General features: G+C 70.9%; 12 protein-coding genes. 4 read left to right on the plus strand and 8 right to left on the minus strand.

The genetic code is table 11. The annotated features are described in order from the left end of the window. Positions 1-3 precede the first annotated feature (3 nt). Entirely contained in the window at positions 4-930 is a 927-nt protein-coding gene (locus RV986_RS36080; protein ID WP_475921376.1) for an ACP S-malonyltransferase, read from the minus strand. Positions 931-1,019: 89 nt separating this feature from the next. Next, positions 1,020-2,225: a fatty acid biosynthesis transcriptional regulator FasR gene (fasR, locus tag RV986_RS36085; RefSeq protein ID WP_475921377.1), complete on the minus strand. Its 1,206-nt coding sequence runs from the start codon at positions 2,223-2,225 to the stop codon at positions 1,020-1,022. A gap of 94 nt (positions 2,226-2,319) precedes the next feature. Here fasR and RV986_RS36090 point away from each other — a divergent pair, with 94 nt between their 5' ends. Next, positions 2,320-2,994 carry a pirin family protein gene (locus RV986_RS36090; protein WP_475924559.1) on the plus strand — a complete coding sequence of 225 codons (675 nt, stop codon included), beginning with the start codon at positions 2,320-2,322 and terminating at the stop codon, positions 2,992-2,994. Here the strand turns inward: RV986_RS36090 and RV986_RS36095 are convergent. Continuing rightward, positions 2,983-3,807, minus strand: a complete 825-nt coding sequence (locus RV986_RS36095; RefSeq protein ID WP_475921378.1) for a serine hydrolase domain-containing protein — start codon at positions 3,805-3,807, stop codon at positions 2,983-2,985. The genes RV986_RS36090 and RV986_RS36095 overlap by 12 nt on opposite strands. Positions 3,808-3,826: 19 nt before the next feature. Further along, positions 3,827-4,312: a GNAT family N-acetyltransferase gene (locus tag RV986_RS36100; RefSeq protein ID WP_475921379.1), complete on the minus strand. Its 486-nt coding sequence runs from the start codon at positions 4,310-4,312 to the stop codon at positions 3,827-3,829. Positions 4,313-4,444: 132 nt separating this feature from the next. On the opposite strand from RV986_RS36100, the gene RV986_RS36105 reads away from it, so the two are divergent. Then, positions 4,445-4,927 (plus strand): MerR family transcriptional regulator, encoded by a 483-nt coding sequence (locus tag RV986_RS36105; RefSeq protein WP_475921380.1) that lies wholly within the window; start codon positions 4,445-4,447, stop codon positions 4,925-4,927. Then, on the plus strand, positions 4,924-5,940 hold the full coding sequence (locus tag RV986_RS36110) for an aldo/keto reductase (protein ID WP_475921381.1): 1,017 nt from the start codon (positions 4,924-4,926) through the stop codon (positions 5,938-5,940). The genes RV986_RS36105 and RV986_RS36110 overlap by 4 nt, the downstream gene beginning before the upstream one ends. Before the next feature lie 27 nt (positions 5,941-5,967). On the opposite strand, the gene RV986_RS36115 is transcribed toward RV986_RS36110, so the two are convergent. The 3 genes from RV986_RS36115 to RV986_RS36125 form a co-directional block, all read right to left on the minus strand. Continuing rightward, positions 5,968-6,822, minus strand: coding sequence for a DUF4429 domain-containing protein (locus RV986_RS36115; RefSeq protein WP_475921382.1), 855 nt, complete (start codon positions 6,820-6,822; stop codon positions 5,968-5,970). Between the two features lie 66 nt (positions 6,823-6,888). Then, positions 6,889-8,106 carry an alpha/beta hydrolase gene (locus tag RV986_RS36120; RefSeq protein ID WP_475921383.1) on the minus strand — a complete coding sequence of 406 codons (1,218 nt, stop codon included), beginning with the start codon at positions 8,104-8,106 and terminating at the stop codon, positions 6,889-6,891. Between the two features lie 251 nt (positions 8,107-8,357). Next, the gene (locus RV986_RS36125; RefSeq protein WP_475921384.1) at positions 8,358-9,014 is read right to left on the minus strand and encodes a TetR family transcriptional regulator; all 657 of its coding nucleotides are present in this window, start codon (positions 9,012-9,014) and stop codon (positions 8,358-8,360) included. A 114-nt stretch (positions 9,015-9,128) separates the two neighbouring features. Here RV986_RS36125 and RV986_RS36130 point away from each other — a divergent pair, with 114 nt between their 5' ends. Next, positions 9,129-10,751, plus strand: a complete 1,623-nt coding sequence (locus tag RV986_RS36130) for an MFS transporter (protein WP_475921385.1) — start codon at positions 9,129-9,131, stop codon at positions 10,749-10,751. Between the two features lie 255 nt (positions 10,752-11,006). Here RV986_RS36130 and RV986_RS36135 read toward each other — a convergent pair whose 3' ends face one another. After that, entirely contained in the window at positions 11,007-11,774 is a 768-nt protein-coding gene (locus tag RV986_RS36135; RefSeq protein ID WP_475921386.1) for a potassium channel family protein, read from the minus strand. Positions 11,775-11,838: the final 64 nt, after the last annotated feature.

An 11,838-nucleotide genomic window follows, 5' to 3' on the forward strand; every position in this document is an offset into this window, starting at 1 on the left:
TCCTTAGGCAGAAGCGTGCTCTGCGATGAGCTCGCGAGCCGCGTCGAGGTCGTCGGGGGTCTTCAGCGCCAGGGTCTTCACACCCGGCATCGCGCGCTTGGCGAGCCCGGTCAGAGTGCCGCCCGGGCAGACCTCGATCAGCGCGGTCGCGCCGAGTTCCTGGAAGGTCTCCATGCACCGGTCCCAGCGGACCGGGTTGGCGACCTGGCCGACCAGCCGCTGCAGGACGTCGGCGCCGCTCGCGACGGCCTGGCCGTCCCTGTTCGACACATAGGTGACCTTCGGGTCCGTGGGGCTCAGCTCCTCGGCGGCCCGCGCCAGCGCCTCGACCGCGGGCGCCATGTGGTGCGTGTGGAACGCGCCGGCGACCTTCAGGGTGATGACCTTGCGGACACCCTCGGGCTTGTCCACTTCCAGGGTGGCCAGCTGCTCCAGCGTGCCGGCGGCCACGATCTGGCCCGCGCCGTTCACGTTCGCCGGGGTCAGGCCGAGCTTCTCCAGGTGCGGGACCGTCGTCACGGGGTCCCCGCCGAGCAGCGCCGACATACCGGTCTCGGTGATCGCGGCGGCCTCGGCCATCGCCAGACCCCGCTTGCGGACGAGCCCCAGCGCGGCCGTGTCGTCGAGGACTCCCGCGAACACGGCGGCGGTGAACTCGCCGACACTGTGCCCCGCGACGGCGCCGGGGCCGAGGTCGGCGATGTCACCGAGCGCGGCGGCGGAGAGGATTCCGGCGGCGACCAGGAGCGGCTGGGCGACAGCCGTGTCCCGGATCTCGTCCGCGTCGGCGCGCGTGCCGTAGTGGGCAAGGTCGAGCCCGATGGCGTCCGACCACGCGGCGAGGCGGTCGGCGGCACCGGGTAGATCGAGCCAAGGAGTCAGGAAGCCGGGCGTCTGGGCGCCCTGGCCGGGAGCGACGAGTACGAGCACTCTCACACTCTCTCTTGTGGACGGCCACGGCCGCCCGTGGGGACAGGGACGAAGAACACGAAGGGGAATTGTAGAGCCCCGACAAAAGGCTAGGTTTGGGGATCCCCGTCGGCCAGACGCCCCAGGATCAGCGCGATCCGTAGTGTGAACGCGGATCGTACATCCGAAGGCGACCAACCGGTGACGTCAGTCACACGTCGTAGCCGGTAGCGCACGGTGTTGGGGTGAACGAAGAGCATGCGGGCCGCGCCTTCGAGACTGCTCGCCTGTTCCAGATAGACACTGAGCGTTTCGAGCAGGGCGGAACCGGCTTCCTCCAGTGGTCTGTAGATCTCCTCCACCAGTTGCTCACGGGCCGAGGGATCCCCGGCGATCGCGCGCTCCGGCAGCAGATCGTCCGCGAGTACCGGGCGCGGGGCGTCCTGCCAGGCGAAACACGCCTTGAGCCCGGCGGCGGCGGCCTGTGCGGAGCGGGTCGCGGCGAGCAGATCGGGCACGATCGGCCCGGCGACGACGGCTCCGGCGGCATAGGGCCCGATCAGCGACTTGGCCACGGCGAGCGGATTGTCGCTCCCGCCTGCGATGACGACCAGCCGGTCGCCCAGCACACCGGTGAGCACCTGCAGCTTGGCGTGCCGGGCCGCCCGCCGGATCGCCTCGACGGTCAGCTCGCTGTCACCGTCGGGCGCCGTCCCCAGCACCACGCAGACATGTTCGGGCGAATTCCAGCCAAGGGCCGCGGCCCGGCTGACGGCGCCCTCGTCCGCCTCGCCGGACAGTACGGCGTTCACGACCAGGGACTCCAGCCGGGCGTCCCAGGCGCCGCGCGCCTCCGCCGCCTGGGCATAGACCTGGGCGGTGGCGAAGGCGATCTCGCGGGCGTAGACGAGGAGTGCCTCGCGCAGCACGGACTCGTCGCCGGGAGCGGCCACCTCGTCGATGGCGCTCTCCATGACCTCGATGGTCGTCCGCACCATCTCGACGGTCTGGCGGAGCGTGATGGCCCTGGTCAGCTCGCGTGGCGCGGTCCCGAACACATCGGTGGAGATGGCCTGCGGGGCGTCGGGGTGCCGGAACCACTCGGTGAACGCCGCGATACCCGCCTGGGCGACCAGCCCGATCCAGGAACGGTTCTCCGGTGGCATCGCCCGGTACCACGGCAGCGTCTCGTCCATCCGCGCGATGGCCTGTGCGGCAAGGCTTCCGGAGGACTTCTCCAGCCGCTTCAGGGTCGCGGAGTGCGTGTGGATCGTGTGCGCTGGGCGCTCGGTGTTGCTGGCTTCGGGTTCGGGCACGGGACAAGACTGCCTTATCAGGACGGAGGTGTGCGGCGGAGGGTCTCAAGTAGGGGCGGAGAGGGCGTGGGGCGGGGCTACGGTGGGGTTTGTGATGGACGTACGGCGCGCCGACGAGCGCTACTCCGGTGGGGACCCGCCAGCCGGGATCGTCTCCTTCCACGCCTTCTCCTTCGGCCCGCACTACGACCCCGGCAACCTCCGCTTCGGCGCGGTGATCGCCTGCAACGAGGAGCGGCTCGTGCCCGGCGCCGGTTTCGACGAGCACCCGCACAGCCACACCGAGATCGTCACGTGGGTGGTGGAGGGCGAGCTGACCCACCGCGATTCGACCGGGCACGAGTCGGTGGTCCGCCCCGGGGACGTCCAGCGTCTCAGCTCGGCGGGGGGCGTCCGGCACGTGGAACGCAACGACGGTACGGCGCCGCTCGTGTTCGTCCAGATGTGGCTGGCCCCGGCGGCGCCCGGCGGGGATCCGTTCTACGAGGTCGTCCACGGCATCGCGGACTCCACGCCCTACGCGGTCCCCGAGGCGGGCGCCATGCTCCACGTACGCCGCCTGGCGGCGGGCGAACGCACGGCGGTGCCGGACGCCGGGCTCGTGTACGTCCACGTCGTACGGGGCGAAGTCCGCCTGAACGGCGAGGAACTGGGCCCCGGAGACGCGGCCCGTGTCACCGGGGCCAAGGACCTGGAGGCGGTGGCGGTGGCGGACGCTCCGGCGGAACTGCTGCTGTGGGAGATGTCGACGCCGGGATCAGCCCCGTAGGGCCCTCAGCACCGCATCCGTGAACGGGGTCCACGCCTCGGCCGCCCAGGGCCCGAACGCCCGGTCCGTGAGAGCCACGCACGCCGCGCCCGCCACCGGGTCGATCCACAGGAACGTACCCGACTGTCCGAAGTGGCCGAAGGTCCGCGGGGAGGACGAAGTCCCCGTCCAGTGGGGGGACTTGGAGTCGCGGATCTCGAAGCCGAGCCCCCAGTCGTTGGGGTTCTGGTGGCCGTAGCCCGGCAACACCCCCTTCGTACCCGGGTACTGGACGGTCATGGCCTCGGCGACCGTACGGACGTCGAGGAGCCGGGGCGCCTGCACCTCCGCGGCGAAGCGCGCGAGATCGGCCACCGTCGACACCCCGTCCTTCGCGGGCGAGCCCTCCAGTGACGTGCCCGTCATCCCCAGCGGCTCCAGCACCGCCTGCCGCAGATACTCCCCGAAGGGGATGTCGGCCGCCTTGGCGATGTGGTCCCCGAGCACCTCGAACCCGGCGTTGGAGTACAACCGCCGCTGCCCGGGCGGGGCCGTCACCCGGTGCTCGTCGAAGGCGAGCCCGGAGGTGTGCGCGAGGAGATGACGAACCGTCGACCCGGCCGGCCCGGCCGGCTCGTCGAGCTCGATCGCCCCCTCCTCGTACGCGACGAGCGCGGCGTACGCGGCCAGCGGCTTGGTGACCGAGGCGAGGGCGAAACGGTGATCGACGGGACCGTGCGACCCGAGCACCGACCCGTCCGCGCGGACGACGGCCGCGGCCGCCGTGGGAACGGGCCAGTTCTCGATCGACGCCAGGCTGCTCTGCAAAGACATGCCTACGAGCCTAAGCGGCTCACAGCTGCAGCCGCATCGACGGGTCGGGCTTGCGGACGAATCCGAGCGAGGCGTAGAGCGGCTCGGCCACGGCGGACGCGTTGAGGTCGACCTGGAGGACGTTCCGTTCGCGGAACCAGTCGAGGAGCGTCTCCATGCACGCCCGCGCGTACCCCCGCCGCCGCGCGTCCGGATCGGTCGCGACGCTGAAGACGTGCCCGACCGCGCCGTGCGGATTGCCCGCGCGCCCGATCCGGTACTCGATCGTCCCCGCGACGAGCGCCGCGAGAGCGCCGGGCCGGTCGGGGCGGTCAGGGTGGTCCACGACGAAGGCCACGAAGTCCCCGCCTGGGTCGGCGAGCCTGCCGCGTACGGTGGGGAGGGACTGGGCGTGCCACTCGGTGGACGAGGGGCCGGCGGAGGTGAAGAGCGAGTCGATCATCACCTGGCGCAGGCGCAGTACTTCCTCGGCGTCCTCGGGCACGGCGCGGCGTACAAGACTCATGATCCGCACGGTAGTCAGGGTGCCCCGCGCACGTCTCCGTATTTTCGGCGGGCGTCCGTCGGACGGTGCCGGACGGGTTCTCACCCGAATCCGCTTGCTTCGAGTGCACTCCAAGGTTTTAGCGTGGAGGCCATGACGGTGATGGAGACCACGGCCGAGGCCACCGAGACCGGCACCAGGACCGACGTCTGTGCGGCGCCGCCCGAGCGGCACCGGCGCCCCGACGGCCAGGACAGCTACACGATCAGCGAGGTCGTCGCCTTCACCGGCCTCACCGCGCACACCCTGCGCTGGTACGAGCGGATCGGGCTGATGCCGCACGTCGACCGCTCGCACACCGGCCAGCGCCGCTACAGCAACCGCGACCTGGACTGGCTCAGCCTCGTCGGCAAGCTCCGGCTCACCGGTATGCCGGTCGCCGACATGGTGCGGTACGCGGAGCTGGTGCGCGCGGGCGACGACACCTACGTCGAGCGCTTCGAGCTCCTGGAGGCGACCCGCAGGGACGTGCGGGCGCGGATCGCCGAGCTCCAGGACACCCTGGCGGTGCTCGACCACAAGATCAGTTTCTATGCGGACGCCGGGCGTGCCCTGGCGTCGGAGAGGTCTCGATGACGGACAGCAGGATCGCGAAGGTGGAACTGGGCACCGGCGGCCCCGAGGTCGGCGTACAGGGCCTCGGCTGCATGGGCATGAGCTTCGCGTACGGGCCCACGGACACCGCCGAGGCCCGGGCCACCCTGGAGCGGGCGCTGGAACTCGGCGTCACGCTCTTCGACACGGCCGACGTGTACGGGGCCGGGGAGAACGAGAAGTTCATCTCGCCCTTCGTCAAGGCGCACCGCGACGAGGTGGTCCTCGCCACGAAGTTCGGCATCTTCCGTGATCCCGCCGAGCCGACGAAGCGGGTCATCCGCAACGACACGCCGTACATCCGCCAGGCCGTGGAGGGGAGCCTGAAGCGGCTGGACGTCGAGGTGATCGACCTCTACTACATGCACCGCCGTGACGTGGACATCCCCATCGAGGAGACCGTCGCCGTGATGGCCGAGCTGGTGCGCGAGGGCAAGGTCAAGCACCTCGGGCTGAGCGAGGTCACCGGCGCGGAGCTGCGCGCCGCGCACGCCGTGCACCCGATCGCGGCCGTGCAGTCGGAGTGGTCGCTCTTCAGCCGGGACATCGAGGCGGGCGTGGTGCCGGCGGTGCGTGAGCTGGGCGTCGGGCTGGTGCCGTACTCGCCGCTCGGGCGCGGCTTCCTCACCGGTTCGTTCGTCCACGCCGACCAGGATCTGACCTCGGACGACTTCCGCCGTACGATGCCGCGCTTCACCGGCGACAACGCGGCCGCCAACGCCGCGCTGCTGGAGCCGGTGCGTGCGGTGGCCGAGGCGCACGGGGCGTCGCTCGGGCAGATCGCGCTGGCCTGGGTGCAGCAGCAGGCGGCGCTGCTCGAGTTGCCGGTGGTGCCGATTCCGGGCACGCGCAGCCGCGGCCGGGTCGAGGAGAACACGGCGGCCACGCGGATCGTCCTGACGGAGGACGAGCTGGGGCTGCTGGAGCCGATCGCCTCGAAGGTGGCGGGGGACCGGTACGCGGACATGTCGTTCTCGTCGGCGGGGCGGGAGTAGGAGAAGGTCGTTCGTCGACCGCGGGCCCTACAGCTCGGCCAGCAGTTCCGCCTTCTTCGTCGTGAACTCCTCGTCCGTGACCAGGCCCGCCTTGTGCAGCTCGCTCAGGTGGCGGATGCGGTCGGCGATGTCGGCCGGGTCGCGGCGGGGAGCCGCGGTCGCGGTCACCGGAGCGGGGCCCGAGGCCCGTACGGCGGCCAGCACCGCGGCGGCGAAGGGGAGGGACTCGTGGACGGGACCGTAACCGAGCCCGAAGACGACCGCGGCCGGGTCCTGGTCCGCCTGGGCGGGCTGGGTGGCGGCGGGCTCGCGGCGCAGCAGTCGCAGATGACCCTCGAAGACCTCGGGGGAGCGCCACTCGACCCCGCTCAGCCCGCCGACCGGGAAGCTCTGGTCGCCTGCCTTCCACTTCGCCGACGACGCGCCCGTCCAGAACCAGCGGAAGGACACCGCCCTGCCGTCGAAGGACGCCTTCCCGTCGTACGCCTTGAAGTGGAGGGGAGCCTCGGGCGCGCTCACGAGGTAGCGGTCGGGCGGCTCGGCGTCCTCGGTGAGCGCGGCGCGCAGTTCGTCCGCGTAGTACTCGGCGAGGGTCGCCCGGTCGGCCGGCAGCACCAGCCGGTAGGGATCGCACCCTTCCTTCAGCTGACCCGCGGCCGCCTCCACCAGCGGGTCGGCGCCCGCTCGTGGCACGGCGTGCAGGACGACCGTTCCGCGCTTCCCGGGGGTCAGTGTGACCGCCGAGACCGCCTCCAGGGGGATACGGCGCTCGCCGAGCGCCTGCAGCAGTTTCGGCGTCCGGATCCCCCGTTCGAAGCGGATGAGCACGGAGTCGGACTCGAACTCCCAGGCGGCATGAAATCCGGCCAGTACGTCACCCATGCGGGCCATCGTAAGCGGCGCGCCCGTCCGCGTCGCCACTCCGGGGGGACCGCAGTTTTTCGCTCTCTACGCGCGTCCTGCCGCTGAGGCGTCCGGCAGATCCTTCCGGCACGCGTCATCCTCGTGGGCGCACTGCACCGCGCGGTACGCGCCGATGCCGATCTCCGCGAAGTTGCGCAGGCTCTCCGTGCCCGGCTCGAAATAGCCACCGTGGCCGTTCGCGCCCCGGGCGGACAGCACCCGTGCCCCGAAGCCCTTCGACACCGGGTCGGCGCCGTGTCCGAGCCCGCCGAATTCGAGGTAGGGCACGTCCTGGATCCAGTCGCCGGAGTCGCGCATCGCCCAGACCCGGGCCGAGGTGTGCAGCGAGGACGCCTTCTGCGCCCGCATGCCGGGGCTGCCGGCGACCGCTATGTCGGAGACGCGGGAGGGCAGCGCGTGGGCGGCGACACCGCACAGCACGGAGCCGTAGCTGTGGCAGTACAGCGCGACGGGCGCCCGGCCGGGCAGGGCGCGCAGCAGCGCGTTCAGCCGGACCGCGCCGTCCTCGGCGCGGGATCCGGTGGCCGCGTCCATGCCGAGTCCGCTGGGCGTGGTGTAGTCGGCCCAGGCGATCACGGCGGTGCGTGCCAGCGGGTCGGCGGCGTGCTCGGCCCCGTACAAGGACTGCGCCATGCCGACCGGCGCCGAGTACTTCTTGTTGGTGCGCTGGAAGGTGAGCAGGTCGGTGTCGACGCCGGGCACGACTATGGAGATCCGCTCGGCCCGGTCGAGGTCTCCGAGGACCTCGGCGACCCGGCCCGAGCCCATGGGATCGAAGGCGAGGAAATCGCGCCCCTTCTGCAGCATCGCCTCGTAGCGGTGCATACGGCGGCCGGCCTGCTGTTGTCCCACGGTCGAGAGCCGGTTGTCGTGCGTGCGGCGTTTCTCGACCTTGCGCTGCTGGTCGATGGCGACGCGGTTGGCCTCGTAGCGCAGGGTCACGGGCGCGCCGTTCATGTTGCCGACCGCGAGGGGATAGCGGTGGGCGAGACGGGTGCGCTGGTGGGTGTCGAGGGAGGCGAAGAAGCGGGCCAGCCGGCTCGGCGCGGAGTCGGGGTCCGGGAGCCGCTGTCCGGCGACGATGCCGTGCTGCCACGCGGAGCGGGACGCCTGGAGGGGGGTTGCCCCCCGATGACTGTGGACCGCGGTCCAGCCACTGGTGGCCAGCATCACGAAGACCACGGCCAGCGCGAGCACTGCGCGCCAGACGTTCAGTTGGGGAGAGGTGTCGAAGGAAGTCACTGAGAGGACACCCTAGGAGAAGGTTGGTTCCTCCCGTTAAACCAGTGACTGGGATCACGTTTCTCAGGGGGTAATTGGGGCAATCCGGGTTCAGTTTCAGATAAATAGTGACGCTGCGTGTGCGGAACTGATCGTTCCGTGCCTTGGCTCGTACGTCACTCCGCACGCCACTCCGCACGCCACTCCGCACGCCACTCCGTACGTCACTCCGTACGTCACTCTGTCTGTGACTCCGGACGTGGCTCCGTACGTCACTCGGTGCGCCACTTCTCCGCCAACGCGGGCCCCACCTGATCGAGATACGAGGTGGTCAACTCGCGGATCGCGGAGATGCTGTGGTCCTCGCCCTCGCTCCACAGGCGGCCCGTGATCCTCATCACCCCGCCGAACACCGCCACCGCGACGCGCGGTCTCGGATCCGCGTCCACGTCGAGGCCCTCGCGCTCGGCGATCACCCGCGCGATCTCCTCCTCCAGGTCCGCGGAGCGGCGCAGATAGGCGGCGAACAGGGCGGGGGTCGACTCGATCAACCGGTAGGTGCGCATGTGCAGTTCGAGCGGGACGAGGGACTCGACCGACTCGCCGATGGTGTCCCAGCCCTCCAGGACCGCGCGTCGCAGCGCCTCCAACGGGGCTTCGTGGGGCGGCCGTTCGCGTACCGCGGCGAGGTAGCGCGCCTCCGCGACACCCTGGGTGAACAGGGCGACCTCCTCCTTGCCCGCGAAGTAGCGGAAGAAGGTGCGCTGCGAGACGTCGACGGCCTCCGCGATCTCGTCGACGGTCGTCCGGTCGTAGCCCTGGGTGGTGAACAGTTCGAGGGCGGCCCGCAGCAGCGCGTCCCGGGTGCGCTGCTTCTTGCGCTCGCGCAGGCCCGGACGGGGCGACGTCTGCGGGGCTGTCGTCTCCATGAGGTCCTCATTCTGTTCTTTCCGCCCGACTCAGCGTACCGAGGGGTGACGTGACAGTTACCGACTTGTGAATTGGTTTGTCAACTGTCAGCGGCTGTCACTAACCTCGAAAACATGACTAGTCAGACCACCATCGACACGACGGGGTCGGGGGACAAGACTCCGGTCGCCCCGGCGGAGCGGACGCCGTCCGACGGGCTGCGCGGCCATCCGTGGTTCACCCTGTTCACCGTCGCCGTCGGCGTCATGATGGTCGCCCTGGACGGCACCATCGTGGCCATCGCCAACCCGGCCATCCAGAAGGACCTGGGCGCGAGCTTCGCCGACGTCCAGTGGATCACCAACGGGTACTTCCTCGCACTCGCGGTCACCCTGATCACCGCGGGCAAACTCGGTGACCGCTTCGGCCACCGCCAGACCTTCCTCATAGGCGTGGTCGGTTTCGCCGCTGCCTCCGGCGCGATCGGCTTCTCCAGCAGCATCGCGCTGGTCGTCACCTTCCGCGTCCTGCAGGGCCTGTTCGGCGCGCTGCTGATGCCGGCCGCGCTCGGCCTGCTGCGCGCCACCTTCCCGGCCGAGAAGCTGAACATGGCGATCGGCATCTGGGGCATGGTCATCGGCGCCTCGACCGCGGCCGGCCCGATCCTCGGCGGCCTGCTCGTCCAGCACGTCAGCTGGCAGTCGGTGTTCTTCATCAACGTCCCGGTCGGCGTCATCGCGCTCGTCCTCGGCCTGCTGATCCTCACCGACCACCGCGCGGAGAACGCCCCGCGCTCCTTCGACATCCTGGGCATCGCGCTGCTCTCCAGCGCCATGTTCTGCCTGGTCTGGGCGCTCATCAAGGCCCCGAGCTGGGGCTGGGGCTCCGGTCTGACCTGGGGCTTCCTGGGCGCCTCGGTGCTCGGCTTCGTGCTCTTCGCGCTCTGGGAGAGGCGGGTCAAGGAGCCGCTGATCCCGCTGGCGCTGTTCCGTTCCGTACCGCTGTCGGCGGGCGTGGTCCTCATGGTGCTGATGGCCATCGCCTTCCTCGGCGGTCTGTTCTTCGTCACCTTCTATCTGCAGAACGTGCACGGTATGAGCCCCGTGGACGCCGGTCTGCACCTGCTCCCGCTCACCGGAATGATGATCGTGGGCTCGCCCCTGGCCGGCGCCCTGATCACCAAGACGGGCCCGCGTCTCCCGCTGGCGGGCGGCATGGCCCTCACCGCGATCTCCATGTACGGCATGTCCACACTGGACACGGGCACCAGCGGCGCCGTCATGTCGCTCTGGTTCGCCGGTCTCGGTCTCGGCCTCGCGCCGGTCATGGTCGGCGCCACCGAGGTCATCGTGGGCAACGCGCCGATGGAGCTCTCCGGTGTCGCCGGCGGTCTCCAGCAGGCCGCGATGCAGATCGGCGGCAGCCTCGGTACGGCCGTGCTGGGCGCCGTGATGGCCTCCAAGGTCGACGGCGACCTCGCGGGCAACTGGGCCGACGCCAAGCTGCCGCCGCTCACCCCGGCCCAGCTCGACCAGGCCTCGGAAGCCGTCCAGGTCGGCGCCGCACCGGTCGCCAAGGGCACCCCGGCCGCGGTCGCCGAGCAGATCACGACCGTCGCCCACGACACCTTCATCTCCGGCATGAGCCTGGCCTGCCTGGTCGCCGCCGGGGTCGCCGTCGTGGCGGTCTTCGTCGCGCTGCTCACCAAGCGGGGTGAGAACGCGGAGGCGGCGGGAGCGGGCGCCGGCCACATCTGAGGCATCCGCCCGACCGGCCCGTTTTTGTACAGGCTTCACCTATCAGAGTGACAACGCTAAAGATCCCTCCCCTTCGGCACCCGCCGCACGTCACAGTGGGTCAAGTCCTCCGCACGACCTGGGAGGACCACCGGAACTGCGGCGCGCTGCCGGAGGGGGACAGCGCGCCGCGGTCCGGGGGGCGCCCCGTCAGGGGCGCGGGGAACTGCGCGCCCAGCCCCCACATACCCGCGCCCGACAACGAACCCCCGCGCGTCAGCGCGACCGCTCCTCCGCACCCTCCGGCACGGGGTGCCGAACCCCACCGGCCAGCGCAGCCACCTCCGCCCGGAGCGCCCGCACCTCCTCCGTGAGCGACTCGATCGCCGCGGTCTGCCGCCGCTCCTCCACGTCGTCCTTCTCGAACCGCGAGATGAACCACGCGGCGATGTTCGCGGTCACGACACCGAGCAGCGCGATCCCGGACAGCATCAGCCCGACCGCGATCACGCGGCCGAGCCCGGTGGTCGGCGCGTGGTCCCCGTACCCCACCGTCGTCATCGTCGTGAACGACCACCACACCGCGTCGCCCAGCGTCCTGATGTTCCCGTTCGGCGACTCCCGCTCCACCGAGAGCACCGCGAGCGAGCCGAACATCAGCAGGCCGATCACCGCGCCCCCGACGTAGGTCGTCAGCCGGATCTGCTGGTCCATCCGGGCCCGCCGCCCGACCAGCGTCAGCGTCGCGACCAGCCGCAGCAGCCGCAACGGCTGGAGGATCGGCAGGATCACCGCGCACAGGTCCAGCCAGTGCGTACGGACGAAGCCCTTGCGGTCCCGGACGAGTATGAGACGCACGAGATAGTCGCCGGCGAAGGCCCCCCACACCGTCCACTCCACCGCCGTGCACACGCCCGTCAGGCCGCGGCTCGCGTCGCTGTCCACGATCGGCACGGCATAGGCGACCGCGAAGGCCACCGCGAGCCCCAGCAGGGGCCGCTGTGTGCGCCGCTCCCAACGGACCTGCGCCGAATGCTCGTTCATGTCCGCATCGTAGGTGCACAGAAGGACCCCGTAAGGGGCGCGCGGAACTGGGTGACCAGCCCCT

This window comes from Streptomyces sp. RLA012 (genome assembly GCF_056270325.1).